At 68.8% G+C, this 26,290-nt stretch carries 25 protein-coding genes and 1 pseudogene; 13 read left to right on the forward strand and 13 right to left on the reverse strand.

Features of this window, described 5'->3' with window-relative positions; all coding sequences use genetic code 11:
* Positions 1 to 162: 162 nt before the first annotated feature.
* The 4 genes from moaA (at position 163) to ACXJKJ_RS20695 (ending at position 4,550) form a co-directional block, all read left to right on the forward strand.
* Positions 163 to 1,233, forward strand: a complete 1,071-nt coding sequence (moaA, locus tag ACXJKJ_RS20680; protein WP_457392056.1) for a GTP 3',8-cyclase MoaA — start codon at positions 163 to 165, stop codon at positions 1,231 to 1,233.
* Between the two features lie 87 nt (positions 1,234 to 1,320).
* Entirely contained in the window at positions 1,321 to 2,526 is a 1,206-nt protein-coding gene (locus tag ACXJKJ_RS20685) for an NAD(P)H-dependent flavin oxidoreductase (protein ID WP_457392006.1), read from the forward strand.
* Between the two features lie 101 nt (positions 2,527 to 2,627).
* Positions 2,628 to 4,070 (forward strand): hypothetical protein, encoded by a 1,443-nt coding sequence (locus ACXJKJ_RS20690; protein WP_457392008.1) that lies wholly within the window; start codon positions 2,628 to 2,630, stop codon positions 4,068 to 4,070.
* A 36-nt stretch (positions 4,071 to 4,106) separates the two neighbouring features.
* A complete protein-coding gene (locus tag ACXJKJ_RS20695) occupies positions 4,107 to 4,550 on the forward strand; it encodes a hypothetical protein (protein WP_457392011.1) in 444 nt (147 codons plus the stop codon).
* A 3-nt stretch (positions 4,551 to 4,553) separates the two neighbouring features.
* Here the strand turns inward: ACXJKJ_RS20695 and ACXJKJ_RS20700 are convergent, their stop codons facing one another.
* The 7 genes from ACXJKJ_RS20700 to ACXJKJ_RS20730 form a co-directional block, all read right to left on the reverse strand.
* The gene (locus ACXJKJ_RS20700; protein WP_056197864.1) at positions 4,554 to 5,117 is read right to left on the reverse strand and encodes an SCO family protein; all 564 of its coding nucleotides are present in this window, start codon (positions 5,115 to 5,117) and stop codon (positions 4,554 to 4,556) included.
* Positions 5,114 to 5,842, reverse strand: a complete 729-nt coding sequence (locus ACXJKJ_RS20705) for a formylglycine-generating enzyme family protein (protein ID WP_457392015.1) — start codon at positions 5,840 to 5,842, stop codon at positions 5,114 to 5,116. Before ACXJKJ_RS20705 ends, ACXJKJ_RS20700 begins: the two co-directional genes overlap by 4 nt.
* Complete coding sequence (nirK, locus tag ACXJKJ_RS20710; protein WP_056197860.1) at positions 5,842 to 7,275, reverse strand: copper-containing nitrite reductase; 1,434 nt, start codon at positions 7,273 to 7,275, stop codon at positions 5,842 to 5,844. Before nirK ends, ACXJKJ_RS20705 begins: the two co-directional genes overlap by 1 nt.
* A gap of 206 nt (positions 7,276 to 7,481) precedes the next feature.
* Positions 7,482 to 9,611, reverse strand: coding sequence for a S1 family peptidase (locus tag ACXJKJ_RS20715; protein ID WP_457392019.1), 2,130 nt, complete (start codon positions 9,609 to 9,611; stop codon positions 7,482 to 7,484).
* A gap of 15 nt (positions 9,612 to 9,626) precedes the next feature.
* Positions 9,627 to 10,667, reverse strand: coding sequence for a hypothetical protein (locus ACXJKJ_RS20720; protein WP_457392022.1), 1,041 nt, complete (start codon positions 10,665 to 10,667; stop codon positions 9,627 to 9,629).
* 69 nt (positions 10,668 to 10,736) lie between these two features.
* Complete coding sequence (locus tag ACXJKJ_RS20725) at positions 10,737 to 14,159, reverse strand: ATP-binding protein (RefSeq protein WP_457392024.1); 3,423 nt, start codon at positions 14,157 to 14,159, stop codon at positions 10,737 to 10,739.
* Positions 14,160 to 14,176: 17 nt separating this feature from the next.
* Entirely contained in the window at positions 14,177 to 14,383 is a 207-nt protein-coding gene (locus ACXJKJ_RS20730; protein ID WP_457321478.1) for a hypothetical protein, read from the reverse strand.
* A gap of 109 nt (positions 14,384 to 14,492) precedes the next feature.
* On the opposite strand from ACXJKJ_RS20730, the gene ACXJKJ_RS20735 reads away from it, so the two are divergent.
* From ACXJKJ_RS20735 to ACXJKJ_RS20745, 3 genes are all read left to right on the forward strand, one after another.
* Positions 14,493 to 14,708 carry a hypothetical protein gene (locus ACXJKJ_RS20735; RefSeq protein ID WP_457321476.1) on the forward strand — a complete coding sequence of 72 codons (216 nt, stop codon included), beginning with the start codon at positions 14,493 to 14,495 and terminating at the stop codon, positions 14,706 to 14,708.
* A 4-nt stretch (positions 14,709 to 14,712) separates the two neighbouring features.
* Positions 14,713 to 15,255 carry a 2'-5' RNA ligase family protein gene (locus ACXJKJ_RS20740; protein ID WP_457392027.1) on the forward strand — a complete coding sequence of 181 codons (543 nt, stop codon included), beginning with the start codon at positions 14,713 to 14,715 and terminating at the stop codon, positions 15,253 to 15,255.
* Between the two features lie 92 nt (positions 15,256 to 15,347).
* Positions 15,348 to 15,536 (forward strand): hypothetical protein, encoded by a 189-nt coding sequence (locus ACXJKJ_RS20745; protein WP_056197841.1) that lies wholly within the window; start codon positions 15,348 to 15,350, stop codon positions 15,534 to 15,536.
* Position 15,537: 1 nt separating this feature from the next.
* On the opposite strand, the gene ACXJKJ_RS20750 is transcribed toward ACXJKJ_RS20745, so the two are convergent.
* Genes ACXJKJ_RS20750 through pxpB form a run of 6 tightly spaced genes read right to left on the reverse strand, consistent with a single transcriptional unit; the run spans position 15,538 to position 20,517 of the window.
* Complete coding sequence (locus tag ACXJKJ_RS20750; protein ID WP_457392030.1) at positions 15,538 to 16,521, reverse strand: DUF72 domain-containing protein; 984 nt, start codon at positions 16,519 to 16,521, stop codon at positions 15,538 to 15,540.
* Positions 16,521 to 17,480 carry a DUF979 domain-containing protein gene (locus tag ACXJKJ_RS20755; RefSeq protein WP_457392032.1) on the reverse strand — a complete coding sequence of 320 codons (960 nt, stop codon included), beginning with the start codon at positions 17,478 to 17,480 and terminating at the stop codon, positions 16,521 to 16,523. The genes ACXJKJ_RS20750 and ACXJKJ_RS20755 overlap by 1 nt, the downstream gene beginning before the upstream one ends.
* Positions 17,477 to 18,193: a DUF969 domain-containing protein gene (locus tag ACXJKJ_RS20760; RefSeq protein WP_457325032.1), complete on the reverse strand. Its 717-nt coding sequence runs from the start codon at positions 18,191 to 18,193 to the stop codon at positions 17,477 to 17,479. The genes ACXJKJ_RS20755 and ACXJKJ_RS20760 overlap by 4 nt, the downstream gene beginning before the upstream one ends.
* A 16-nt stretch (positions 18,194 to 18,209) precedes the next feature.
* Positions 18,210 to 18,944 (reverse strand): 5-oxoprolinase subunit PxpA, encoded by a 735-nt coding sequence (gene pxpA / locus ACXJKJ_RS20765; protein WP_457392035.1) that lies wholly within the window; start codon positions 18,942 to 18,944, stop codon positions 18,210 to 18,212.
* A complete protein-coding gene (locus ACXJKJ_RS20770) occupies positions 18,929 to 19,861 on the reverse strand; it encodes a 5-oxoprolinase subunit C family protein (RefSeq protein ID WP_457392038.1) in 933 nt (310 codons plus the stop codon). The genes pxpA and ACXJKJ_RS20770 overlap by 16 nt, the downstream gene beginning before the upstream one ends.
* Complete coding sequence (pxpB, locus tag ACXJKJ_RS20775; protein ID WP_457392040.1) at positions 19,858 to 20,517, reverse strand: 5-oxoprolinase subunit PxpB; 660 nt, start codon at positions 20,515 to 20,517, stop codon at positions 19,858 to 19,860. Before pxpB ends, ACXJKJ_RS20770 begins: the two co-directional genes overlap by 4 nt.
* A gap of 48 nt (positions 20,518 to 20,565) precedes the next feature.
* Between pxpB and ACXJKJ_RS20780 the strand changes: the two genes are divergently transcribed.
* The 6 genes and pseudogenes from ACXJKJ_RS20780 to ACXJKJ_RS20805 form a co-directional block, all read left to right on the forward strand.
* Positions 20,566 to 21,078 carry a winged helix DNA-binding protein gene (locus tag ACXJKJ_RS20780; protein ID WP_457392042.1) on the forward strand — a complete coding sequence of 171 codons (513 nt, stop codon included), beginning with the start codon at positions 20,566 to 20,568 and terminating at the stop codon, positions 21,076 to 21,078.
* 20 nt (positions 21,079 to 21,098) lie between these two features.
* On the forward strand, positions 21,099 to 21,644 hold the full coding sequence (tadA, locus tag ACXJKJ_RS20785) for a tRNA adenosine(34) deaminase TadA (RefSeq protein WP_457392045.1): 546 nt from the start codon (positions 21,099 to 21,101) through the stop codon (positions 21,642 to 21,644).
* Positions 21,644 to 22,633, forward strand: a complete 990-nt coding sequence (locus ACXJKJ_RS20790) for an LD-carboxypeptidase (RefSeq protein ID WP_457392047.1) — start codon at positions 21,644 to 21,646, stop codon at positions 22,631 to 22,633. The genes tadA and ACXJKJ_RS20790 overlap by 1 nt, the downstream gene beginning before the upstream one ends.
* Positions 22,634 to 22,783: 150 nt before the next feature.
* A complete protein-coding gene (locus ACXJKJ_RS20795; RefSeq protein ID WP_056199576.1) occupies positions 22,784 to 24,973 on the forward strand; it encodes an ABC transporter substrate-binding protein in 2,190 nt (729 codons plus the stop codon).
* On the forward strand, positions 24,973 to 25,956 hold the full coding sequence (locus ACXJKJ_RS20800) for an ABC transporter permease (RefSeq protein WP_457392050.1): 984 nt from the start codon (positions 24,973 to 24,975) through the stop codon (positions 25,954 to 25,956). The genes ACXJKJ_RS20795 and ACXJKJ_RS20800 overlap by 1 nt, the downstream gene beginning before the upstream one ends.
* A gap of 73 nt (positions 25,957 to 26,029) precedes the next feature.
* Positions 26,030 to 26,290, forward strand: a pseudogene (locus ACXJKJ_RS20805) (ABC transporter permease); the annotation flags it as partial.

Here is a 26,290-nt window from a genome sequence, read left to right on the forward strand (position 1 = left end):
GTAACGCGCTGCCGCCGCGGCGTGCGCGGCGGGCGGACGAGGCGGCCATCGCCCGAAAGGAGTAGGTCGCCGGTGCCCTCGTCCTGCCACGGCCGGATGGGCCGGGCCGGGGCCGCTGCCCAGAATGCCGGCATGGACGCAAGGACAGCCCCTTTGCTTTGGATGCCCCGTGTGATCGCCTCGCTGGCACCGCTGGACGGCACGCTGCACGACCGCCGCCAGCGCCCCTGGCGCGACCTGCGCATCTCGCTGACCGACCGCTGCAATTTCCGCTGCAGCTACTGCATGCCGCGCAGCCGCTTCGGCCCCGGCCACCGCTTCCTGCCGCAGTCGCAGCTGCTGAACTTCGAGGAGATCGCCCAAGTCGCCCGCCAGGCCCTGGCCCTGGGCGTGCGCACGCTGCGCCTGACCGGCGGCGAGCCGCTGCTGCGCCGCGACCTGGCCACGCTCGTGCGCCAGCTGGCCGCGCTGCGCACGCTGGACGGCACGCCGCCCGACCTGGCGCTGACGACCAACGGCAGCCTGCTGGCCGGCCAGGCCGCTGCGCTGCGCGACGCCGGCCTGAACCGCCTCACAGTGAGCCTCGATGCGCTGGATGACGCCGTCTTCCAGCGCATGAACGACGTCGGCTTCCCCGTGGCCGAGGTGCTGCGCGGGCTGGAGGCGGCGCAGCGCGCGGGCTTCGAGCGCATCAAGGTCAACATGGTGATGCGCCGTGGCGTCAACGACGGCGAAGCGCTGCCGCTGGCCGAGCACTTCCGCGAGAACTTTGGCGCAGGGATGGTGCTGCGCTTCATCGAGTTCATGGACGCCGGTTGCCACAACGGCTGGAAGATGGACGAGGTGCTGCCCAGCGACGAACTGCGTGCGCGCATCGCCGCGCGCTGGCCGCTGCTGCCGCTGCCCGCCACCCGTGGCGGCGAGACGGCGCAGCGCTGGCGCTACGCCGACGGCGCGGGCGAGATCGGCTTCATCAGCAGCGTCAGCCATGCCTTCTGCGGCGACTGCACGCGCGCCCGGCTGACGGCGGACGGCCGCCTCTTCACCTGCCTGTTCGCACCCCAGGGCCACGATCTGCGCCCGCTGCTGCGCGCTTCCCRGGGCGGCGAGACGGAGCTGCGGGAGCACCTGGCCGGCATCTGGGCGCAGCGCGGCGACGCCTACTCCGAGCAGCGCGACAAGCTGCGCCTGCTACAGCCCGAGCGTGCGGACATGCATGTGCTGGGCGGTTGACGAATCCACCTGACCTTGCACCAGATCAAAGTGGTGCGGGGCGCTTGCGCCCAGCATCGCCCCTTCCGCCTTTCATCCGCCCACGCCATGACCACTCCTTCGCTTCTCGACCGCATGGCCATGGCCAGCCTGAAACCCCTGCTGATCCGCGGCCGGCAGTTGCTGCCCATCGTGCAGGGCGGCATGGGCGTGGGCATCTCGGCCCATCGGCTGGCCGGCAGCGTCGCCGCGCAGGGCGCCTGGGGCACCATCGCCTCAGTGGATCTGCGCCGCCACCACCCCGACCTGATGGCGCGCAGCGAAGGCATGCGCGACAGCGACGAAAACAAGAAGACCGTCATCCAGCAGGCCAACCAGGAGGCGCTGGCGCGCGAGATCCGCCTGGCCCGCGGGATTGCCGGCGGGCGTGGCCTGCTGGCCGTCAACGTGATGCGCGCGGTGAGCGACTACGCGGCCTCGGTGCGCACGGCGCTGCAGGAGGGCGTGGACGCGCTGGTKGTGGGTGCCGGCCTGCCGCTGGACCTGCCCGAGCTGGCCCAGGACCACCCCAATACGGCCCTCGTGCCCATCCTCAGCGACGCGCGCGGCGTGGCGCTGCTGTGGCGCAAATGGGAGCGCCGCCAACGCATCCCCAGCGCCATCATCATCGAGCACCCGGGCCATGCCGCCGGCCACCTGGGCGCGGCGCGCGTGGCCGACCTGAGCGACGCGCGCTTCGACTTCGAGACCGTGCTGCCTGCGGTGCGCCAGCTGATCCGCGACGCTGGCGTGGAGGGCCAGGTGCCGCTGATCGCCGCCGGCGGCGTGCGCTGCTGCGAGGACATCCAGCGCCTGCAGTCCCTGGGCGCCGACGCGGCCCAGCTCGGCACGGCCTTCGTCGCCACCGAGGAGTGCGACGCCCACCCCAACTTCAAGCAGGTGCTGGTGGAAGCGCGTGACGAGGACCTGGTCGAGTTCACCAGCGTGGCCGGCCTGCCCGCCCGCGCGGTGATGACGCCGTGGCTTCGCAAATACCTGAAGGCCGAGGAGCGCCTGCAGGCCGTGGCCCAGCTCAAGCAGCGCTGCACGATGGCCTTCGACTGCCTGAGCCAGTGCGGCCTGCGCGACGGCCTCAAGGGCTGGGGCCAGTTCTGCATTGACCAGCGCCTGGGGTCGGCATTGCGGGGCGAGGTCAACAAGGGCCTGTTCTTCCGCGGCCGCGGCGGGCTGCCCTTCGGCAGCCAGATCACCAGCGTGCGGCAATTGCTGGAGCGCCTGCTGACGCCCGGCATCGCCGTTGGAACTCCTGCGTGATGCCGGCGTCCTGGCTTGACCGGCGTCACGGGGAGCTCCTATCCTCGCGCCCCATCCCGCCGGAAGCCCTGCGGCCTTGACGCCCCGAAGGAGCGCTCCCCATGTCCACGCCGCCCGACCAGTTGCCCAAGCGAGGAGGCGCCCGGACCGCCGTGCGCGAGGTGCTGGAGTCGGTCGATGCGAAGCCCACGAAGGGCGACCCGGTGGCCACGGCCAAGGGCAAGTACGACGCCGCCAAACTCAAGCTCGAGCAGGGCGATCTGGCCAAGGTGCCCGGTGCGGCGCCGCCCGGCGTGGAATCAGCGCATGCCGCCGTGCAGAGCGCCCGCAATGGACTGGTGGCTGACCCCAAGACCCTGCAGGACTATGTCCGGGCTGCCAAGGCCCTGGACGTGCTGGGCAGTAAGGTGGCTGACTACCTCAAGGCCGAGACCAAGGCCATGCAGCAGCTGAAAAAGAAATACGACGACACCAAGGCGGAGATCGACAAGGCGCTCAAGGCCCTGCCGGCCACGGCACCGAGCGGATTGACGGCCGCATTCGATGCGGTCACCCAGGCCAAGGCCAAGCTGCCCGCCGACCCCAAGACCATCACGGCCTATGTCGACGCCATCAAGGCCTTGCCGGAATTCAAGACTGCCGTGGCCGACTGCGCCAGGGCGGTGGCGCGCAAGGCCAATGTCGACAGCGGCACCGCAAAGTTCGGCTCGACGGGCACCGAGCTGAAGAAGCTCAAGGGCTCGGCCAAGCTCAACGACGAGCAAAAGCGCATCCTCGACCAGGCGCTGAAGAACCAGCTCGGCAAGACCGACAAGCCGATGTCGGACAGCGAGCTGAAGAAGTTGGCCCAGACCGTGGTCGACAAGACCAACCAGCTCGCCGAAACGCCGCTGGAGAAAGTTCCCAAGGGCAGCAAGACCATCAAGAAGGGGCTCAAGGGGATCAACGAGAAGCTGGCCCAGTCGCCCACGCTCAAGACCAATATCGTCAAGCTGCAGCAGGACAAATGGGTCATCAAGCTCAACGAGCCGGGCGGGGGTAGCTACTGCGACAAGGTCAACAAGACCATCGCCATCGACCCCAGCGACCCGCTCGACGAGGCCCTGGGTGGGCTGGCGCACGAGACCGGCCACGCGCTGTTCACGCCGCCGCCCAAGCCCACGCTGAACAGCGTGGCGGACGGGCTGGAATATGTGCGCAAGGCCACCGAGGTGGACTTCATCGACGAAGGCGAAGCCCAGCTCGTGGCCTGCCGGGCCGCCAAGGAGCATGCGGCCGAGGGCGTGGTGAGCGAGGTGCCGGCCGACGCCTCCGGCAAGTTCATGGCCATCTACGACAAGCTGGAAAAAGGCGACATCGACGAGGCCACAGCGCGCCAGGAGATGGCCAAGGAGTTTGGCGACCTCATCACCAGCACGACCCATGAAGACTACAAGACCTACTATGGCCGCGGCCATATCGACACCTGGAACAGTGCCCATGCGTCTGATCCGGCCAAGCAGCTCGATTACGCTGACCTGAGCGGCGTGACCCTCTTCCCCTGATCTTTGAAGCCCGCACCCCTTTCGGAGCGCCAGCCCATGAGCGACCTGACCCTCTTCGCAATGATTGACCAGTTGGTGGCCGAGCCAGCGCTGGATCCCGCCAAGGTCTCAAGCCTCCTCGGCGTCACCCTGGTGCGGGACCCGGATGCCGACACAGCCGCCATCGAGGCCTGGGCGCCGGCTGCAGGCAAGGGCGGGGCGTATGAAGCGATCGACCTGCGCATGCCCGACGCCGACATTGGCGACGGCGCCGTCTTCCTCAGTGCAACGCTGCGCGAGGATGGCGGCATCGACGGGGCCGCCATCGGCACGCACTACGGTCTCGACTTCAAGACCGAGATCCCGTCGCCGCGCTTTCGCCCCGGCAGCGTGCCGGTCTATCTGGTGTACGAGCGGGAGTGGGGCACGCTGTCCTTTGGCGTTACGGCGGACGCGCAGCGCCGGCTGGTTCGCTTCGTGGTGTCGACGCGCCGCCGTTGACGGTCAGGGCTGGCGCGCCGCCACCTGCTTGCGGATCGCGTTGACCATGTTTGCATCCGCGCCGGCCAGCATGGAGGTGCGCGCCGTGATGCGGCCTTCGCCGTCGAGCAGGATGAGCTCGGCGCTGTGATTGAACTCTCCGTCGGGCAGGGCGCGGTACTGGAACTTCAGCAGCGCGGCGATCTTGCGCACCGTGGCCGGGTCGGTGCGGGCCAACGTCCATTGCGAGGCGTCCAGCCCACGCTCCTTGGCCATGGCTTCCAGCTTGGCCGGCGTGTCGCGCGCCGGGTCGAAGCTGATCAGCAGCACCTTCACGCGCCGGCGCTCGGCCTCGGTCAGAGCCGCCTCGGTGTCGCGCGCCGCGTCGATCAGCATCGGGCAGACGAACTGGCAGGAGGTGTAGAACATGCTGACCAGCACCGGCTGGCCGCGTCCGCCATCCAGGCGGATCACCTGGCCCTGTTGGTTGGTCAGCCTGGCATCCAGCTGGTAGACCGAATCGCCGGGCAGGGCGGCCATGGCCGCGCCGGCCAGCAACAGCCAGGCCCAGATCAGAAATCGTTTCATGGCTTTACCTCGCGAGCACATCGAAAGCCCAGGCTGCCGGTGCTGTCGGCCGCGCTGAGAGAAGAAAGCAGCGCCACGCGCATCAGCACGGCGTAGTTCTGGCGGTCCTGCAGGTCGATGGCGCCGGCGCCACAGAACTTCAGCCGGTCCGGGTCACTGGCGCTGCGGCTGTCAGCGTTGACGAGCAGGGCGTTGAAGTCGTCCACCCATTCCCAGGCCACGCCGTGCAGGTCGCGCACGCCGTAGACGTTCGCCGAGCCCCCTACTGCTGGCAGCGCGCGGTTGGCCGGGCGGGCATACCAGCCCAGGATGCGCGCCAGCCAGGCCGGATCGCCGCGCGCGTCGGTGCGCGTGGCGTCGGCCGCGGCGGCGTATTCCCATTCGTACCAGGTCGGCAGTCGGCCGCCCTCGGACTCGCAATAGGCCTGGGCGGCGAACCAGCTGACCTCGGTGACGGGGGTGTCATCACCGCCGGCCTCGGCCCAATGGCGCAGATAGCCGGCACCGGCGAAGGCCTCAGGCGCGCGGCTGGCCTGCCATTCGGTGTGGGTGGACAGAAAGCGGCCGAACTCGCTACGCGTGACGGGCGTCTCGCGCATCTGGAAGGCCGCGACGCGCGTCGGTTCGCGGTCGGTGTCGCGGGCCAGCACGCTGTTGAGCGTGCCGGCCGGCAGGGCCACATAGGCCGCGCCGGCCAAGCCCAGCAACGCGCTGGCCAGGGCCATCAGTGTGCTGCCTGGTTGGTGGTGGCGGGCTTGGCGGCACGCTGCTTCTTGACCTCGTCGGCCGAGACGCTGCCGCCCACATTGCCCCAGCTGTTCAGCACATAGGTCAGGATGTTGGCGACCTCGTCGTCGTTGAGCTGGTTCATCGGCGGCATGACCGAGTCGTAGTCCTTGCCGTTGACCTTGACCTTGCCCGACAGGCCGTGCAGCACGACACCGACGGCGCGCTTGGCGTCCTGCCCCAGCCAGTCGGACTTGGCCAGCGGCGGGAACACGCCCGGCAGCCCGGCGCCGTTGGCCTGGTGGCAGACCGAGCAGGTGCCGGCGAACAGCGCCTGGCCGGCGGCGATCTGGTCCTTGGCCGTCAAGGTGCCGCCCGCGGCGGCCGCGGTGGCGGTGGTCACGGCGCCGAGGTTGGGAGCGGCGCGGTCACCCAGGTAGACCGAGTCGACCTCCTTGCCGGAATAGATGCTCTTGTCCTCGGGACCGTCGATCTTCAGGATGGCCAGCGCGCCCTTGTTGAAGGCGCGGAAGATGGAGTGGTCGACCATCACATAGCTGCCTGGCACCTTGGCCTTGAAGTCGACGATGGCCGCGCCGCCGGCGGGGATCAGCGTCGTCTGCACGTTCTTCTGCGCCAGCGTGCCGCCCTCGAAGCGCACGTTGTCGAAGATGGCGCCGATGACGTGGAAGCTCGACACCAGGTTGGGGCCGCCGTTGCCGACGAACAGGCGCACGCTCTCGCCCACCTTGGCCTTGATCGCCTTGTCACCGGTCAGCGCACCCTCGGCGCCGTTGAACAGCACATAGGTCGGCTGCTCGGCGATGGCCTTCTCCATGTCGAAGGGCTGCTGGCCCTTCTCGCGGTATTTGCCGGTCGTGTAGAAGTCGCCCTGCATGACGTAGAACTCATGGTCCACCTTGGGCAGGCCCTGSGGCGGYTCGACGAGGATGAGGCCGTACATGCCRTTGGCCACGTGCATGCCCACCGGCGCGGTGGCGCAGTGGTAGACGTAGATGCCTTCGTTGAGGGCCTTGAAGGTGAACTGCGATTCATGGCCTGGCGCCGTGAAGCTGGATGCCGCACCGCCGCCGGGGCCGGTGACGCCGTGCAGGTCGATGTTGTGGGGCATCTTGCTGCTCGGGTGGTTCTTCAGGTGGAACTCCACCGTGTCGCCCTGGCGCACGCGGATGAAGCTGCCCGGCACGGTGCCGCCAAAGGTCCAGAAGGTGTAGCTGACGCCCTCCGAGATGGGCATGTCTTTCTCGACGACCTCCAGCTCGACGATCACCTTGGCCGGCGACTTGCGCCCGGTCGGTGGCGGCACGAAGGGCGGGCTGGTCAGCTGAGCCTGTACAACTGGCAGAGCGGGTGCGCCCTGAGCCAGCGTGGACGTGGTGATCGCGGCGAGCAGAAGCAGGCGCAGCAGCATGGCGGGTCTCCGTTGTGGTTCGGGCCATGCTAGGCAGCACAGGTAGGTGCGGCCTTGCGCTGGATCAAGCGAGGCAGCAGGGGGCTGTGCATCTCATCAACTCAACCACATCCCGCCATGCAAGCGGCCCTCCGCCTTCTCGCCCTCGTCATCCTCGCGGCCATCGTGCTGTCGCGGTTCGGTCGGGCGAGCGTACCGCCGCGCGATCAGCGCTCGTTGACCTTCGCCTGTTGCATCAGCAGGTCGAGCTTGGCCTTCATCCGGTCCTGCGGTGTGCCGGTCTCGGCGCGGTACTGGAAGGTATAGAGGACGTCCGGGGCCGGCTGGGCATCTGCAACGCCATAGATCGTGCTGATCATTTGCCTGTCGTTCGCGGTCAGCGCAACGCTGTCGTAGGGGTGGGCGTGATGCAGCCGTTTGCGCCATTCCGTCTTCGCAGCCTCGCTCCCGGCCTCTGCGGGTGTCCCATGGCGGAAGACGTCGACCTCGGTCTTCTCGTCGGCGTTGTAGGCCACGATGCCTGCGATGCCCAACTGGGCATCCGCGGCGTCACGGGTGAATGCGAAGTCCAGCCGCAGGCGGCCGTCCTGATCGATCTTCTGCAACTCGGGCCCGTAGCTGAAAGCCAAGCGGCGATCGTCGAACGCGAAGCTGCGGCCAAAGTCGATATGCAGCACCGATGCCGCCAGCGGCTTGGGCAGCAGGGCCCGCTGTGACAGGAAGCGGTCCCATTGCGAGAGCTTTCCTTCGTAGGACGCCGCGAAGAAGCCGGTCAGCAGCTTCATCCGCTCGATCTGGAAATCGCGCCCCAGCGTGGAGACCCTGCTCTCGAAACCGACCGTACCGTCGGGCACGGGCAGGTCGAATTCGACCAGCCAGTCGCTGCCGAACCAGGTGGTGATGCGCCAGGCGCGCACTTGCCAGACCCGGCCCCAGGWGTCGGTGAAGAGGGTGTCCTCGGTSGGAGCGCCCATTGAAACGATCTTGGCATTCTCGGCATTGATGTGGATCGTGGCCGGKGACGCCTTGAGCACCACCTCCCTGGCCATCTGGGCGTCCGAATACCACTTCGCCTGATTGACGTTGTTCGGCTTGTGCCGGTGGAACACGAGGTATCCCTTGAAGTTGGCCGAGTCCTGCCAGCCCTCGCGGCCAAGATCGAGCCGCGTGTAGCTCGGCTGAGTGAAGATCCAGTTGCCGTTGCCGTTCTGCACGACGATGGCGGGCGCGCTGCGCTCGTAGAGGCCGTGAAGCAGCCGTTCGCTGCCGCTGCCGCGGGGGAAAGTCTCGTTCGCGTTGTCGGCGAGCAGCCCGCGCAGCTGCGCCGTATTGAACTCGTCCGCCGCCTTCATATAGGCCACCGACAGCTCGGCGAAGCTCTTTGGCGCAGTGATGTCCGTCTTGAATCGTCCCGACCGCGTCTTGTCGAAGACGGCGAAGCCGGCGACGGCGCGCGAATCCACGCTCACCAGGTGGTCTGGCGCGCTCTTTACGAGTGCGGCGGGAACGGCAATGTTCAGCGTGTTCTCGGAGGTGCGCATGGCGCGCACGAGACCGATCACGCTGCCCTTGGCGTCGATCAGCGGTCCGCCGCTGTTGCCGCCCGATATCGGCGCGGAGAACCGCATCCACTTCCAGCGCCCGCTCTCGTCTTCCGGCGTGTCCGACGTGTAGTTCCCTTCCCGCATGACGACGCCCTCGCCGAGTGCGTTGCCGACGGCGTAGACCGTCTCGTTGAGCTCAGGCTTGTCATTCAGTTCCAGGAAGGCGGAACGATCCGGCTGCTTGGCCAGCGTGAACACCGCGAAGTCCTGGTCGATAGAGCCCTTGGTGATCTGCGCGATCGGATAGAGCTTGCCGTCCGCGTCGCGCAACATCGGCTCGCCGCGCGAGTCGCCGAACGCTGCGATCAGCACGTGCATCGCCGTGGCGTACTGGTTCGGGCCGATGGCGAAGGCAGTCCCTATCGACACGTACTTGTCGGAGCGCAGCTGGTAGGGAATCAGCTCCTGCCAGGGCTTGTCGTAGGTGACGGACTCCTGGGCCGGCTTGGGCAGGACGACTTCAAAGGTCGCCTCGCGCACCTTGCGCTGGATGTCGGCCTCCAGCGGCGCCGCGCACGCGCCGACGCAGAGCTGCAAAGCGAGAACCACAACCCCGCCGATGCGAGCCGCCGCTATCAATGACTTTTGCATACGCCTCCCTTGTGGTGACGGCCCGAAGAAGGCTGGGCCGCCGAGGGATGCTGCGGTGGGCAGGCTGCCGGCTGGTATCGAGCGGGTGAAGAAGGATGAAGTGCCTGACGGGTGCCTGACTTGTGCCTGTCGGCCCGGCACCCCGCGCCACGCCCTTCAAGCGCGACGGTTCAGCTTGCGAGCCCGCCACGCCAGCACAGGCAGCCCGATCAGCAGCAGCCATGCCGCAACCGGTTCGGGCACCGCCGAAGGCACGGCGTAGGTGAAGCCGCTGTCGCTTTGCAGCGTGATGCCCAGCGCGGGGTCCAGGCCGCCCATGTAGAGGTAGGCGGAGTTGCCGTAGTCGGCACTGTTGTTGCGCCCATTGAGCACATCGCCTGGCCCCCAGCCGTTGGAAAACATTCGCGTAAAGGCCACGAGCCCATAGGTGACGCTGACCTTCTCACCCACTTTGGCGGAGAAGGTCGTTTCGTAGTCCTTCAATGCGTCGCCGCCGAAATCGTCCGACACGTCCACGTTTTGATTGAACTGGTTGATGCCGAAGGAGAGCCGCCCGCCGCCTTGCCCGCTCACGTCCATCAACACCTTGACCGACACGGGGGTTCCGGCGGGCAGCACGGTCGAGTTGATGGTCACGCGATCCGTCAACTGCGCCGTGGCGCGTCCACCGATGGAGACGTCGTTGCCGCCCGCACCTTGAATCTGGACGAAGGTGGACGCGTGCAGTTGGCCGAAGGATGCGAATGCGCGTGCCCTGGCGTTCATCACGAAGTTTGGCACCTGCGAGACGTTGCCGGCGTCGAATACCGAACGCAGATGGGTCACAGTGCCGGTGTCTGTCGTTGGCGAGCCGAGCCCGATGAACCGACCGAACCCCACGCACTCGAAAGAAGCGGTGCTGCCGGGTGTGCAGGAGCCGGTCGTGATGACGTTGTCGGCACTTTGCGTGAGCAGGAGCGCCTCCACAAAGACACCGGCCGCCGTCGCTGAAAGCGACAGGGTCAGCAATGAGGCCGCCGCGGCAAGTCGTGCGCATCTGATCAGTAACGGCGCCCTGTGTGTTGTCAGCCGGCGCCGGGCCAGCCTGCCCACCAGCCACGGTTCAGGCACGACCGCAGCCACGGTCCAGTCGATGCCGTTGTCGGTCTGGGCGCTGCCGGCCGGCAGGCCGGTCATCGGGAATGCGATCAGTTTCATGGCGTGCTCCGAGATGCGGTGCCGCCACGGTAGAACGCGGCCGTTGCCGCGCCGTTGCGGCGCGCCTGTTCAGAGCCAGGTGGTGCGCAAGCTGGCCTGGATCTCGGGCCAGTCGGCCAGGCTGGCGCCCAGGCGTTCCAACCGGGCTGCGAGCACCTTGCCGCCCAGCGCCTGCGCCAGCTCCAGCGCGGCGGTGGCGTTGGTGCGGGGGTCATCGAGTACCGCCCGGGCCAGAGCCAGCTGTGACGCGTCGGCACCGGCGCGGCAGCGCACCGCCAGCATGCGCAGCCTCAGTTCGTCGTTCATGCCCGGCGCGTCGTCGTCGGGCAACCGCGCCAGCGCGCCGGCGAGGTCGCCTTCGCAGCAACAGCGTTGGGCGTCCACGAGCGCGAGCCGCTGCCGGACACGTGGGTTCTCGAGCTCGTCGGGCGGCCCCAGGCGCCGCAACCAGCTTCGCGCTTCATTCACCTCACCGCGCAGCAGCGCGCCCACCGCGCAAGCCAGCCAGACCGGCTGCCCAGCCTGCGGCGACTGGGCCAGCGCATCGTGGTCCAGCGCCGCGAGCAGGGCCGCGGCGCGTGGCCACTGGCCCAGCACCGCCATCGGCTCCAGCACCGCCATCGCAATGCCGGCGATGGACATCGGCTGACCGATGGCGATGATCTCGTCGATGGCCGGCTCGATGTGGGCCCAGGTGCGGCCCCAGTCGCCGAGCATGAAATAGGCGTCGATGAACAGCGCGCGAAACATCGTCCTGGCCTCGCTGCCCTTCTGGTCGGCGCACAAGGCCCAGCCTTCCAGGGCCACCGGCAGCGCGTCGCCGGGGCGCGTTTGCTGCAGGAAAGTGACCGCCAGGTTGTACAGGGAGAACAGCTGCGTGGGCCGGTTGCCGAAGCGCCCGGCCAGCGCGGCGGCTTCACGCAGGTCGGCCTCGGCGGCGTCCACGTTGCCGCGCTCGGCCTGGAAGGCGCCGCGCAATTGCAGGCTGCGGGCGGTCAGCATGCCGTCGCCGCGCTGCCGGCTGGCGGTGACGAACTGGTCGGCACGCGTGACAGCCGCATCGAAATGCGCGGCGGAGAACTCCAGCATGGCCAGCGATGCCAGCAGCTCCGCGCGCTCGGGGTGGGCGGGGTGGACGAGGGCCAGCGCCTCATCGCCCAGCATGCGAGCCTCGTCGATGCGGCCGTGCCGTTGCAGCGCGTCCATGCGCAGCGACAAGCCGCGCAGCCGCTGGCTGTCGTCGGTCGGCAGGGGCAGYGCGTCGAGCAGGGCGAGTGCGGCCTGGGCGCCCTCGCCGCGCACGAGATAGCGGGCGAGAGCGTGGCCCGCGTCCACCTCGACATCGGGCGGCAGTGCGGTGCCTGCGCGCAGGTCTTCCAGGCGTTGCCGGCAGGCCTCGGCCTCGGTGCGGCGGCCCAGGCCGTTTTCAGCCTCCAGCAAACGGGCCAGCAGCATGGCGGCCYGGGGCGGCGTCGGCTCGTCGGCCAAGCCGTGTTGCCAGTGCCGCGCCGCTTCGCCCAGTGCCGCCAGCGCGCGGGCGGCATCGCCAGCGGCCAGCCGGTGGGCGACGGCACGTCGGGGCTCGCCGCAGGCTTCGAAATGGCGCGCGGCCTCGGCGGTTGCGCCCAGCGCTTCGGCCCCCAGCGCCAGGCGGTGGTGCACCAGGCGCCGCCGCACCGGCTCCAGGGCCGAGTCCAGCGCCTGGCGTGCCAGGTCGTGCGCCCAGGCATAGCCGCCGGCCGCATGGGCCCGCACGAGCTGGGCGCGTGCTGCCTGCTCCAGCGCCTGCACCGTCTCGAGTTCCGACAGCGCGCAGGCCGAGGCCAGCCAGGCGGCACCGAAAGGCTCACCGGCCAGCGCGGCCGCTTCGAGCAGGCGTGCCGTCTGCGCGTCCAGTCGGCGCACCCGCGCCAGCACGGCCTCGCGCACGCTGGCGGGCATGGGCAGCTCGCGGTAGTCCTGCGTCACGGCGTCGAACGGGGTGCGCCAGCGGCCTTGCTCGTCGACGTCCAGCACCGCAGTCTCAGCCAGGTCGCGCAGCGTCTCCGAGATGAAGTAGGGGTGGCCGCCGGTGGCGCTGCACAGGCGTTCGGCAAAGCGCACCGGGTCGGCGGCGCCGGACAATTGACGCACCAGCTCGTACACCGCTTCCGCCGACAAGGGGCCGAGCGCGACCGTTTCGGCCGCGAGTGCCGCGCTGAAACCCAGCAGTTCGGGGTCGTCGCTGGCGCCGCGCCAGCAAACCAGCTCGATGGCGCCTTCCGAGCCGGCCTCGCGGCGGCGTGCGGCGGCGCGGGCCAGCAGCGTGCGGCTGGCGGGGTCGGCCAGCTGCCAGTCATCCAGCACGAGGGCGTCGAAGGCGCCGCGCGACAGCGCCAGCCAGGCCTGGATGCAGGCCTCGTCGAAGCGCAGCCGCTCGGCCTGCGTGCGCAGCGGCGCCGGTGCCGGGCCCAGTTCGGGCAGCAGCCGGGTCACTTCGGCCACGATCCAGTCGTCCAGCCCGCGCAGGTCGGGCGGCTCGCCAGCCAGCACGCGCAGCACGCGGGCACAGGCACCGAAGGCGATGTCATGGTCGCCGCTGCGGCAGCGCACCAGCGCATAGGCGCCCTGCGAGGCCGCGAAATCGGTGGCCAGGCGGGTCTTGCCGACGCCAGCCTCGCCGACGATGACGACTGCGGTGCGGCGCGCCCAGGCGCCTTGCAGCCGCGCCACCTCGGTGGCCCGGCCGACGAAGGGCAGGCGCTCCGGCCAGGCCTGCGGGGGGCGGATGGGCAAGGGCGGGGCAGCCGGCGCGCTGCCGCGCAGCGACTGCGCCAGCGCCACGGTCTCGGGCATGGGCGCCAGCCCCAGCTCGGCCGCCAGCATGGCCTGGCAGCGCTCAAACTGGCGCAATGCCGCCTCGCGCTGGCCAGTGGCAGCCAGCAGGCGCATGGCCTGGCGGTGATGCCGCTCCTGCAGGCCGTCCTCGCTCAGCAGGGTCTGCACATAGCCCAGCGTGGCGGGCAGGTCGGCTCGCACCTCGGCGGCTGCGGCCGCGGCCTCCAGCGCGCGCAGCCGCAGTCGCAGTGCCCGCTCGCGGGCGGCGCTCAGCCACGGCGCGAACTGCGGCGCGTCGTCCAGCTGCAGGCCGTCCGCCAGCTCGCCCGGCCAGCCCGCAAGCGCCAGCTCGGGCATGGCTTCGGCCAGCAGCAGGTCGCAACGCAGCGTGTCGCCAGGGTGCAGATGGTCGTCATCGGCCCGAAAGGATTCGGGCACGCCCGCCTCGCGCAGCCGCGCCAGCTCGCGGCGCAGGTTGCGGCGCGCGCTGGGTTCGTCCAGATCCGGCCACAGCAGCGCGCACAAACGCGGGCGGCTGGCGCCGCCGTCCAGCGCGAGCACCAGCAGCAGCGCCTGAGTCTTGCGGTTCGTCAACGCCACGGGATGGCCACCGCGCCAAAGGCGCACCGGCCCCAACACGCGCAACTCCAGCTCGGCACCCGACGGTTCTTGCATGCGCGGATTGTGCGAGGTCAGCGCAGGCCGCTCGACGTGGCCGGCGCATTCGACATAGGGGTGCTCAGGAAGCGCGCCAGCTCGAAGGGGCTGTCGAAGTCGCGCTGGCTGCCATCGTCCAGCACCACGCGGGCGCTGAACGCACCCGGCCCCGGTGCCCACCAGCTGAGCAGACCGCAGCGCGGCGCCGCGAGTGCTCGCAGCCGGGTGGTGTTCTCGTCCATCGACATGCAGCGACTGTGGTGGCCAGGCGTTGCGGCAGCGTTGCGTGGCGCGTGGGCTTCAGGGTTCGCGGCCGGAGCGTTAAGCTGCCGCGCCTTCACGGAGCAATTCATGCGCGCAGCCTTCAGCCTTCTCGCCCTCGTCATCGTCGCGGCCATCGTGCTGTCGCTGGTCAAGAAGCAGGCCTCGGCCTTGAAGCCGCCGCCTGGTTCACCGGCGGCCAGTGCCGCCCTGCCCATGCCAAAGGCCGTTGGCGAGCAGGTGCAGAGCAGCGTCGACGAAGCCGCCAAGCGTGCGGCCGAGGCCGCCTCCGCTGCCACCAATTGAGGCCGTGGCCGGCCATAAGCTCTTCTTCGCGCTGCGGCCGGATGAACAGGCGGCCGAGCGCATTGCGCGCGCCGCAGCCGCCGAACATGTGGCGCGCGGCCTTGTGCCGCGGTTCAGGCCGAGCCGCATCTTCCACATCACGCTGCACTACTTCGGCCGCTTCGAGGGTGAGCCTGACCCGCAGCTCGTGGCGCAGGCGATGCGCGCGGCGGCCGAGCTTGTCTGGCCGGCCTTCGACGTCGGCTTCGAGCGCTTCGCCAGTTGGGGCCGCGAAGGCGCACGCCAGCACCCCTTCGTCCTGACCGGCGGCCAGAGCCTGGAGGCGGTGCGCGAGCTGCGCGACGCGCTGGCTGATCGACTGGTCGACCATGGCCTGCCGGCAGTGAAGGACTATGAGCCCCATCTGACGCTGCGCTACGACAAGCGCCCGGCGCCTGCCTGGGAGGTCGACCTGGCGGGCTGGACGGCGAGCGAGTTCGTTCTCGTCAAAAGCCCCCAGGGCCTGACCCGGCATGACGTCATCGCACGCTGGCCGCTGCAGGGCTGAGGTCTGCTCCTACAGCCCTTGAAGCTGGCGGCCGACGGGCGCGTGGTTGCGGATCGATCACGATCAAGCAATCCCTGCCAGCGGAGGCCACCATGATCCTCAAGCCCGTTCTTGCCGTCCTCGCCACCTCGGCCCTGACCATGAAGCTGGTCCAGCACCTGGGCCAGAAGCATCACCAACGCCGCGTGCGCCACGACGGTAAGCAACATCGCGAAGATGTCAGCCGCTGGGAAGCAGAGGGCGGCAATCTGCCGGAGCCCCAGCTGCCGGCCAAGCGCTGAGTCAGCCGTCGACGATGGCTTGAGCGAGCGCCCGAACGCTCAGCGGCGCCGAGCCTTCGGCCTTGTTGGAAATGGTGATGAAAGCATCCTGCCCGGCGCCCGCGGTGCCGCGGATGATGCGGGCCAACTCGGCGCGCGTCTCGGGGTCGGGGTCCAGCATCTCATTGAACTCGCCATAGCGCTTCTCGGCCTCTTCGTAGCCATAGGGGCCGTGCAGGCGGTTCAGGTTCCATCGCACCACCAGCGGCCCCGGCCACAGCGCGCGCAGCAGCGGCAGTTGCTCGGCCAGCGGCGGCAGCTTGGGATGCAGGCCGACGCAGTAGCGCGCGCCCGTGTCGCGCAGCAGGGCCGCGAGATCCGGAGTCAGCCAGGCAGCGTCGCGTACCTCGACAGCGATGACGCCCACAGGTGGTTTGGGCAGGGCCAACAGCAGTGCATGCAGCCGGTCGAACTGCTCGCTCATGCGCGCAAGCAGCGGCCCGGGCAAGGGGCTGAGCTGGAAGACGAGGGCGCCTATCGTGGCGCTCAGGCCTTCGAAAGCGGGCTCGATGAAATCCTGCATTGCCGCCGTCGGATCCAGGAACAGCGGGTTGAGTTCCTGGCCGCGTCCGTCCTCGCTGCGCAGCAGCGCATCCGTGACGAGGCTGGGTGCCTTGACCGTGAATCGAAAGCCCGGCGGCACCTGGCTGGCATGTCGCTCGAAGTCGCTGGCCGCGATCGGCCGGTAGAAGCCGCGATCGATGCCCACGGCGCGCAGCAGCGGATGGGAGGCATAGGCGGTCAGGCCGGTCTTGGACAGCGTCGCTTCGCTGTGCTTGCCGGCCCAGACCAGCCCCTCCCAGCCGGGGTAGCTCCAGGTCGAGGTGCCGAGATGGATGTGTGGCGACAGACTTGCTGCCAGCGCCAGGTCTTCGGGCACCGGCGGCGCGGGTTGCACACCGCGCGGCCGCTTCTCGGGCGGGCCGCCGAACAGCTCGTCCTGCATCAGAACATCAGCACCTTGAGGAGGACGATGTTGACGCCCAGCAGCAGCAGCGCTGTGGGCCATTGCGCGCGGATGACGGCGTTCTTGTCCTTCAGCTCGAGCAGGGCGGCGGGGATGATGTTGAAGTTGGCGGCCATGGGCGTCATCAGTGTGCCGCAGTAGCCGCAGAACATGCCGATGGCGGCCATCACGGCCGGGTTGCCGTGGTGCATGCCAAGCAGGATGGGGATGCCGATGCCGGCCGTCATGACCGGGAAGGCCGCGAAGGCATTGCCCATGACCATGGTGAACAGCGCCATGCCCAGGGCGTAGGCTGCCACCGCGAACAAGGCGTTGTCGACGGGGATATAGCTGGTGGTGAGATGGGCCACGGCCTTGCCGACACCAGCATCGGTGAACAACAGGCCCAGCGTGGCCAGCAGCTGCGGCAGCAGGACCGCCGGCCCCATGGTCTCCAGCAGGCGGCGCGCCTCGCGCAGGGCCTGCATGGGACGTTCGCGCGTCATCCACAAGGCGCCAACCAGGCCGACCAGTGCGCCAAGACCGACGCTGATCAGCGTGACGTTCTTGGGCTCGACGAGCAGCAGGCCGCCGACGCGGACCTCCTTCAAGGTCAGCGTGCCGACCAAGGCCAGTGTCGTGATGGCCAGGATGGGCAGGAAGAGCTTGTTGCCCAGGCGCGCGGCGCTGGCCTGGCGTTCGGCCGGCTCCCGCTGGCCATGCTTGCCGATGGACACGCCGCCGAGCCCGCCCAGCGCGGCGAGCATGAGGACGATCAACCCGCAGATGACGGGCGGCAGGTTGTCGCCGACCAGGTAGATGACGGCCCACAGGGCCCAGAACAGGCCGCTGCTCCAGCGCCGCGGATTGCTGTGGTCGTGGCAGGTCAGCCAGGCGACGATCAGCAGCGCGGCGCCGGTCAGCAGGAAGAGCTGGTCGAGCTTGAGGAGGGCGGTCATGGCTTGGCTTCCTCTTCAGCACGGGCGCGGGCGATGTCCTGCGGCAGGCGATGGTCCATCCGGATCAGCCGCGCGGCGTGGATGACGAAGGCGGCAATGGCCGTCGGGATGCCCCACAGCGCGATGTGCAGCGGGTCGGTGACGATGCCGTTCTCGGCCAGGAAGGTTTGCATCAGCACGATGGAGCCGAAGGCGACGAAGATGTCCTCGCCGAAAAAGAGGCCGACGTTGTCGGTCGCTGCGGCCATGGCCTTCCACTTGTCGCGCACGGCCTGCGGCACGGGGCCGTGGGTCTTCTCGGCGGCAGCTTCGGTCATGGGCGCGACCAGGGGCCGAACCATCGGGGCATGGCCGCCGAGGGACGTCAGGCCCAGCGCCGCGGCGGTCTCGCGGATGAAGAGATAGACGACGAGCAGACGGCCCGCCGTCGCCGAGCGTATGCCTGCGATCCAAGCCTGGGCACGTTCGCGCAGGCCGTGGCGCTCCAGCAGGCCGATGATGGGCAGGGGCAGCAGCAGGGTCAGCGGCAGGTTGCGCGTCTTGACGAAGCCGGTGCCGAGCTTGGCGAGGATGAGGTCCGGCGGCAGCTTGGCCGCGAGGCCGGTCGCGATGCCGGCCACCGCGACGACGAGGACGGGGTTGAAGCGCAGCACGAAGCCGACGATGACGACGGCGACGCCGATCAGCGGCCACAGGGAAACATCTGCAGTCATGAAAAGGACTCCTGGGTCAGGGGCGCAGTTGCACGCCGGCTTGGGTGAGAGCGGTGTTGATAGCTCGGGCGAAGGCGAGGGCGCGCGGGCCGTCGCCGTGCAGGCAAATCGTTTGGGCCTGCAGCGGGACGGTCTCGCCGCTTACGGCCTGCACGACACCTTCGCGCACCATGCGCAGCGTGCGGGCGACGGCCTCTTCGGTGTCTTCGACGAAGGCGCCGGGCAGGCTGCGCGGTACCAGGCTGCCGTCGGCGCGGTAGCCGCGGTCGGCAAACACCTCGGCCACCGCGCGCAGGCCGGTGCGCTCGGCCGCTTTCAGCAGTTCACTGCCGGCAAGGCCGTAGAGAGCCAGTGCTGGGTTGACGTCGAGCACGGCGGCGGCGACAGCATCGGCCAATGCCGGATCACGCGCGGCCTGGTTGTAGAGGGCGCCGTGCGGCTTGACGTGATGCAGTCGGCCGCCGGCCGCGCGCACCAGGGCGTCGAGGGCACCGATCTGGTAGATCAGGTCGGCTTTCACATCGGCCGGCGCGAGCTGCATCTCGCTGCGGCCGAAGTTCTCGCGGTCGGGGTAGCTGGGGTGGGCGCCGATGGCCACGCCGCGTTCCAGTGCTGCGACCACGGTCGTCTGCATCAGCCGCGCATCGCCGGCATGCCAGCCGCAGGCGATGTTGGCGGAGCTGACGAGGGCCAGCAGCTCGGCGTCGTCGGGTGCGCCTTCGCCGAGGTCGGCGTTCAGGTCGACATGCATAGGGCAGTCCTCAGTTGGGCCAGCGTGGCCTGGCGCTCGCGCAGTGCGGCGATGGCCTCGTCGGTGGTGCAGGGGGTGAAGCGCAATGTGGCGCCGAGGCGCAGCTGGCCGAGCTTCCACAGGTCGGAGCGGATGACGACGCCGATCTTGGGATAGCCGCCTGTCGTCTGCGCATCGGCCAGCAAGACGATGGGCTGGCCCGAGGGCGGCACCTGGATGACACCCGGCAGCACCCCGTGCGAGGCCAGTTCGGCGCCGCGCTCGCGCCGCAGTTCGGGCCCGGCGAAGCGGTAGCCCATGCGATTGCTCTGCGGCGTCAACTTCCAATCGGCGGCCCAGAAAGCTTCGCGCGCAGTGGCAGAGAAGTCCTCGTGCTCGGGGCCGGGCAGCACGCGCACGCTCGCGCCCCAGTCAGGCGCGCGGATGCCGATGCTGCGAGCGGGCAAGCGCTCGGGCGCGGCCAGCGGCAGCACATCGCCATCGCGCAGCGCGCGACCACCGAGCCCGCCGAAGCCGGCCTTGAGGTCGGTGCTGCGCGAGCCCAGGGCGGCGGGCAGCGCGATGCCGCCGGAAACCAGCAGATAGCTGCGCATGCGCTCGCGCGGCGCGGCGAGCTTGAGCGTCTGGCCGGCCTGCACGCGCTGCCGCCACCAGGGCCGCAGCGGGCGGCCGTCGAGGCTGGCGTCGGCATCGGTGCCGGTGACGGCAATGCAGCAGTCGGCTGCAAAGCGCAGTGTGGCGGGGCCGAGGGTGAACTCGAGGCCGGCGGCGTCGACGGGGTTGCCGACGAGCAGATTGCCCCAGGCGAGCGCGATGTCGTCCAGCGCCCCGCAGCGGCTGATGCCGCGGTCGCGCCAGGCCTCGCGGCCGAGGTCCTGCACGGTGGTCAGCGGTCCGGCGCGCAGCAACTCGATCATGCGAGGTCCGCCACGAAGCGCACGCGGTCGCCCGGCGCGAGCAGCGTGGGCGGCTCGGCCTTGGGGTCGAAGAGGGGCAGAGCGGTGTGACCGATGAGCTGCCAGCCGCCGGGCGTGGCCAGCGGGTAGATGCCGGTCTGCGCGCCGCCGATGCCGACGCTGCCGGCGGGCACCGCCACGCGCGGCTCACTGCGGCGCGGCGTGTGCAGCGAGGCGTCCAGCCCGCCGAGGTAGGCAAAGCCGGGCTGAAAGCCGATGAAGTAGACGACGTACTCGGCCTCGGTGTGGCGTTGCACGACCTCGTCGACCGAGAGGCCGCAGTGCGTGGCGACGTCGCCCAGGTCGGGGCCATGCGCGCYGCCATAGCTGACCGGGATTTCGACGAGGCGGCCCGCCTGCTGGCGCCGCAGCGGCCTGGCCCACAGCGCGCGGGCAGCCTGCTCCAGCGTCTGGCCGTCGGTATGCAGCGGGTCGAAGGTCAGCGTCAGGTTGTTCATGCCCGGAATCAGGCCGAGCACGCCTTCGGTCTGTGCCAGGACCGCGCCGAGTTGCCAGATGCGCTGCTGGTGTTCGATCGCGATGGGTGCATCGACCGCACAGCACAGCGCCGCTTCGCCCAGGGGGCGAATGAGGAGGTCGGGCGGCGCAGTACTCATTTGAATTTCAATAAAACGTATACGATTTGTATTCGAGACGTGTTTATCATGTCAATCATGGTTCGCAGCATCGTGTCTTCCTCGCATCTGGTGTCTGAAAAGAGCGCCGAGCTGTCGGAGTTCGAGTTCGGCCTCATCGTCGTCAGCAATGCCTTCAACCGCTGGATGGTGCGCTGCATGGCCGCCGCCGGCATGAAAGACCTGGCGGCGCTGGACATCTCGCTGCTGCACCATGTCAACCACCGCGACCGCAAGAAGAAGCTCGCCGACATCTGCTTCGTGCTGAACGTCGAGGACACCCATGTCGTCGCCTATTCGCTGCGCAAGCTGGTCGGCATGGGGCTGGTGACCAGCGAGAAAATCGGCAAGGAGGCCTTCTTCTCAACCACCGAGCAGGGCCAGGCGCTGTGCGAGGCCTACCGCCAGGTGCGTGAGCGCTGCCTGATGGAGGCGCTGGCGGACAGCGGCCAGCAGAACCAGGACATCGGCGACAGCGCGCAGCTGATGCGGCTGTTGTCGGGGCTATACGACCAGGCGTCGCGGTCGGCGGCCTCACTGTGAGCCTCTAAACTGCCGGCTCGATGACCGAGCCGACGACCTTCACGCCATCTGATGAATTCGCCATGCGGCTCGCGCTGGACCAGGCGCAGAACGCCTGGTTGGTGGGTGAGGTCCCGGTGGGCGCCGTCATCATGCGCGGCGATCAGGTCATCGCCACCGGCTACAACCGCCCGATCACGACGCACGACCCGACGGCGCATGCCGAGATCGTCGCGTTGCGCCACGCCGCCACGTTGCTGGAGAACTACCGCCTGCCCGAGTGCGAGCTCTTCGTGACGCTGGAGCCTTGCGCGATGTGCGCGATGGCGCTGATGCATGCGCGCTTCAAGCGCGTCGTGTTCGCAGCGCGCGACCCCAAGACGGGTGTGGCTGGCTCGGTCATCGACCTGTTTGCCCAGGCGCAGCTCAATCACCACACGGCCGTCGAAGGCGGGCTGTTGGCGGACGCGTCGGCGCAGCTGCTGCGCGACTTCTTCACCGAACGCCGCGAGGCCGCACGTGCGCGCCGCGCCGAACGTCAGGGCCTGATCCCGACCGGCGAAGCGACCGAACTGGACGAATCCTGATGACCTCACTCACGTTGTTCACGCCGTCGGGCGTGCTCGCCAAGGCCGAGAACCTGAAGCGCGCTGCCAGGCGGCTGACGCAGCTGGGCTTCGAGGTCAGCGTCGATGCCGATGCACTGTCCAAACACCAGCGCTTTGCCGGTGACGACGCGGCGCGCCTCGCGGCCCTGCATCGCATTGCCGATGCTGCGCCTTCGGTGGCACTGGCCACGCGTGGTGGCTACGGCCTGACGCGCCTGCTCGACCAGCTCGACTGGGGCCGCATCGCGCGCAGCATCGAGCAGGGCACGCGCTGGGTCGGCTACAGCGACCTCACCGCGCTGCAGAACGGCCTGATCGCCCGCCACAAGGGGCTGTCCATGTGGGCCGGGCCGCTGGCTTGTGACGACTTCGGCCGCAGTGAGGCCGATGGCGGTGTCGACGAGGTCACCCGCGATTGCTTCCTGGAAGCCATGAGCGGCGCGCTGGAGGCCGTAGGCTTCCGCGAGCCGACCGGTGGCTTCGACGGCCTGGAGGCGCGCGGGCGGCTCTGGGGGGGCAACCTCAGCGTGCTGTGCTCGCTGCTGGGCACGCCGCACTGGCCCAAGGTCAAGGGCGGCATCCTGTTCCTGGAAGACGTCAACGAGCATCCCTACCGCGTCGAGCGCATGCTGCTGCAGCTGCAGCAGGCCGGCGTCATCGATGCGCAGGCCGCAGTGCTGCTGGGCGACTTCAGCGGCGCAGCCAAGTCGCCGCTGGATCGTGGTTATGGCATCAAGGACGCCGTCGCCGCGCTGCGCGCCCGCACCAAGACGCCGGTGCTGACGGGACTGCCTTTCGGCCATGTGCGCACCAAGGTCTGCCTGCCGGTCGGTGGCACGGTGGAGCTCTATGTGCAGCGGCGCGAGGCCATCCTGGGCTGGCAGTCGGACCCGCGCCTGGCGCACGGCGCGCATGACCACGATGACGACTGCGGCGATGACTGCGGTCACGACCATCACCATCACTGAAGTCACCCCGGGTTTTCCTCGCCGCTTTCTCGGGGGCGGGCAGCGTTGTATAGACGAGTGCCCGACTATGATTCCCGCTATCGCCTCGGCCTGCCGCCGGGGCGCTTGTCGTTTGAGGGTGTCGGCGTGGCGGGAGTTTTCGGTTGGGCGGTGAGAGCCTTGAGCGCGTTGGCGTTCGGCCTGCTGTCCGGTTGCAACAACAGCCCCCATCCTCTCGGCGCTGAGCGCGAGAACACGCTCTACATGGCCTTTGCCGAGCGCTCGCCGCGCTATCTGGATCCGACCTCGTCGTACACGGCCCCCGAAAGCACCTACACCTACGAGATCAGCGAGCCGCCCTACGGCTACCACCCGCTGAAGCGGCCCTACACGCTGATCCCACGCGCGGCCGCCGGACTGGCGCAGCCTTACTACCTCGATGCCAAGGGCCAGCGCCTGCCCGACGACGCGCCGGACGAGCAGATCGCCGAGGCGGTCTACGACATTCCCATCCGCCCGGGCCTGAAGTGGTCGCCCCACCCGGCCTTTGCGAAAGACGCCAAGGGCGGCTACCTCTACCACCACCTCACGCCCGGCGAGCTGGGTGACAAGCGCAGCCCCTTCGATTTCAAGCAGCTGGGCACGCGCGAGGTGGTCGCCGAGGATTTCGTCTATGCGCTCAAGCGCCACGCCAACCCGCGCATCGAGACCCCGGTCCAGGCCGTGTTCTCCGAGCATGTCCTGGGCCTGAAGGACTATGTTGCGCAGATAAAGCGCGAAAGCGCCAGCCAGCTGGCCGGCCAAGCCGAGAGCCTGGCGGACAAGCCCTTCCTGGACTTGCGCCGCTGGCCGCTCGCCGGTGCTCAGGCCGTGGGCGACCACCTGCTGCGCATCCGCCTCAAGGGCCGCTACCCGCAGTGGCGCTACTGGCTGGCCACCAACTTCACGGCCGCCATCCCCTGGGAGGTGGACGCCTTCTACGCCCAGCCCGGCATGGCCGCCAATTCGCTGACCTGGAATCAGTGGCCGGTGGGCAGTGGCCCCTTCATGATGACGGAGTATGTGCAGGACCGCCGCCATGTGATGAGCCGCAACCCAAACTATCGGCCCGACACCTACCCCTGCGACGGCAGCCCCGGCGACGCTGAGGCCGGGCGGCTGGCGGATTGCGGCAAGCGCGTGCCCTTCGTCGACAAGGTCGTGGCCATCAACGTGAAGGAGAAGGTGCCGATCAAGGAGCTGTTCAAGCAGGGCTATCTCGACCTGCCCGAGATGGACCGCGCCGACTGGGGCGTGAACCTCGCGGTCGACCGCGACGACTCCGACGAAGTGCGAGCCTTCTTCGAGCAGCGTGGCTTCCAGCTGCCGATGGATGTCGACATCAGCAGTTGGTACCTCGGCTTCAACTGGCTGGACCCGGTCGTTGGCAAGGGCGACACGCCCGAACAGCAGAAGCGCAACCGCGCGCTGCGCCAGGCCATCTCGATTGCCATCGACTGGGAGGAGGGCTATGGCCGCATCTTCCGCGACAAGGGCGGCGACGCGGCCCACGGCCCCATCCCGCCGGGTGTGTTCGGATCGAAGGAGGGCGAGCCCGGTGAGTTCAACCCGGTGACGCACACACTCGTCAACGGCAAGCCCGTGCGCCGGCCGCTGCAAGACGCCCTCAAGCTGATGGCCGAAGCCGGCTACCCCGACGGCCGTGACGTGAAGACCGGCAAGCCGCTGGTGCTGAACTACGACTTCCAGCGCGTCATCACGCCCGAGCTCAAGGCCGAGAACGACTGGATGGTGCGCCAGTTCGCCAAGCTCGGCATCCAGCTCGACATCCGTGCGACCGACTTCAACCAGTTCCAGGAAAAGATCCTCAAGGGCAAGCACCAGATCTTTTGGTGGGGTTGGTTCGCCGACTACCCCGATGCCGAGAACTTCCTGTTCCTGCTCTATGGGCCCAACAGCAAGAGCCTGCACGAGGGCGAGAACACGGCCAACTACGCCAACCCGGAGTTCGACCGCCTGTTCCGCAAGCTGCAGTCGCTGGAGGACGGGCCTGAAAAGGCGCGGGTCATGGCGCAGATGAACGACGTCGCCCGCCAGGACTCGCCATGGGCCTGGGGTTTCTGGAGCTACTCTGGCGTGGCTTTCCAGCGCTGGGTGCACAACGGCAAGCCGGGCGTCGTCGTGCGTGACCGCGCCCGCTACCTGCGCGTGGATGCGCAGGAGCGCACGCGCAGCATCGCCGAGTGGAATCGGCCGGTCTGGTGGCCGCTGCTGCTGCTGGCAGGCGGTGGGCTGGCTGTCTTCATCGCGACGCGTCGCGCCTGGCAGGCCCGTGAACAAGCCACCGAGAGGAAAGCCTGATGCTGGGCTTCATGCTGCGCCGCCTGGGCTATGGCCTGGCCATCCTCGTCGGTGTCAATCTCTTCACCTTCWTCCTGTTCTTCWCSGTCAAYACGCCCGACGACATGGCGCGSCTGAACATCGGCGGCAAGCGCGTCACGCAGGAGCAGATCGAGAAGTGGAAGACCGAGCGCGGCTATGACAAGCCGCTGTACTTCGACGCCAGCAAGACTGGGGCGGAGCGGGTCACGCACACCATCCTGTGGGACCGTTCCATCAGCCTGTTCGCACTGGACTTCGGCAAGAGCGATGCGCGCCAGGCCATCAACATCGGCCACGAGATCAAGGTGCGCATGGGCGTCAGCCTGCAGCTGGCACTGCCTCTGTTCATCCTGCAGGTCATCGTCAGCATCGCCTTCGCGCTGCTGCTGGTGTTCTTCCGGCACAGCAAGATCGACTTCTGGGGCGTGGTGCTGTGCGTGCTGATGCTGTCCATCAGCAGCCTGTTCTACATCATCGTCGGCCAGTTCCTGTTTGCGCGTGTGCTCAGGCTGGTGCCGATGAACGGCTTCGCGCCGGGGCTGGATGCGGTCAGGTTCCTGGCCCTGCCCATCCTGCTGTCGCTGCTGTCGCGGCTGGGTGGCGAGGCGCGGCTGTACCGCGCGATGTTCCTGGAGGAGATGGGCAAGGACTATGTGCGCACCGCACGCGCCAAGGGTCTGAGCGAGGGCCGGGTGCTGAGCCGCCATGTGCTGCGCAATGCCCTCATTCCCATCATCACCAGCGCCGGCAGCTATCTGCCCTACGTTTTCCTCGGCAGCCTGGTGTTCGAGAGCTTCTTCGGCATACCGGGCCTGGGTGCCTTCGTCATCGAGGCCATCACGGGTCAGGATTTCGCCATCGTGCGTTCCATGGTCTTCCTCGGCGCGCTGCTCTACATCGCCAGCAATGCGTTGATCGACATCGCCTACACCTGGGTGGATCCGCGGGTGAGGCTTTCATGACGATGGCCCCCACGTTCACTTCGTTCACTGCCCCCCGAGGGGGCGCTCATACCCTTCGGACGGCCGCGCGGACATGAAACTGGTGCTGCTCTGGACCGACATCGCGCTGTGGCTGGTGGCAGCGGCCGTCGTCGCTTACGCGTTGCGGGTGAGGCGCCAAGCCCATCTGCGTGCGACGTGGCGGCGCGTGCTGCGTGATCCGGTCGCCGCGTGTGCCGGCGTTGTCATGGCGCTCTTCCTGCTCCTCACGCTGGCCGACAGCATCCACCTTCGGCATGCGCTGCTGTCGGGCCAAGGTGAGGCCGCCGTCTACGACACGCGCACGCTGTCGCTG

This window comes from Roseateles sp. P5_E1 (genome assembly GCF_054049335.1).

Coding starts and splice junctions, on each gene's coding strand:
- ACXJKJ_RS20700 (WP_056197864.1), bottom strand. CDS start 5,117: ATGAAACGATTTCTGATCTGGGCCTGGCTGTTGCTGGCCGGCGCGGCC.
- ACXJKJ_RS20780 (WP_457392042.1), top strand. CDS start 20,566: ATGTCAATCATGGTTCGCAGCATCGTGTCTTCCTCGCATCTGGTGTCT.
- ACXJKJ_RS20720 (WP_457392022.1), bottom strand. CDS start 10,667: ATGAAACTGATCGCATTCCCGATGACCGGCCTGCCGGCCGGCAGCGCC.
- ACXJKJ_RS20745 (WP_056197841.1), top strand. CDS start 15,348: ATGATCCTCAAGCCCGTTCTTGCCGTCCTCGCCACCTCGGCCCTGACC.
- ACXJKJ_RS20750 (WP_457392030.1), bottom strand. CDS start 16,521: ATGCAGGACGAGCTGTTCGGCGGCCCGCCCGAGAAGCGGCCGCGCGGT.
- tadA (WP_457392045.1), top strand. CDS start 21,099: ATGACCGAGCCGACGACCTTCACGCCATCTGATGAATTCGCCATGCGG.
- ACXJKJ_RS20760 (WP_457325032.1), bottom strand. CDS start 18,193: ATGACTGCAGATGTTTCCCTGTGGCCGCTGATCGGCGTCGCCGTCGTC.
- ACXJKJ_RS20755 (WP_457392032.1), bottom strand. CDS start 17,480: ATGACCGCCCTCCTCAAGCTCGACCAGCTCTTCCTGCTGACCGGCGCC.
- ACXJKJ_RS20770 (WP_457392038.1), bottom strand. CDS start 19,861: ATGATCGAGTTGCTGCGCGCCGGACCGCTGACCACCGTGCAGGACCTC.
- ACXJKJ_RS20730 (WP_457321478.1), bottom strand. CDS start 14,383: ATGGACGAGAACACCACCCGGCTGCGAGCACTCGCGGCGCCGCGCTGC.
- pxpA (WP_457392035.1), bottom strand. CDS start 18,944: ATGCATGTCGACCTGAACGCCGACCTCGGCGAAGGCGCACCCGACGAC.
- ACXJKJ_RS20735 (WP_457321476.1), top strand. CDS start 14,493: ATGCGCGCAGCCTTCAGCCTTCTCGCCCTCGTCATCGTCGCGGCCATC.
- ACXJKJ_RS20690 (WP_457392008.1), top strand. CDS start 2,628: ATGTCCACGCCGCCCGACCAGTTGCCCAAGCGAGGAGGCGCCCGGACC.
- ACXJKJ_RS20790 (WP_457392047.1), top strand. CDS start 21,644: ATGACCTCACTCACGTTGTTCACGCCGTCGGGCGTGCTCGCCAAGGCC.
- ACXJKJ_RS20695 (WP_457392011.1), top strand. CDS start 4,107: ATGAGCGACCTGACCCTCTTCGCAATGATTGACCAGTTGGTGGCCGAG.
- ACXJKJ_RS20705 (WP_457392015.1), bottom strand. CDS start 5,842: ATGGCCCTGGCCAGCGCGTTGCTGGGCTTGGCCGGCGCGGCCTATGTG.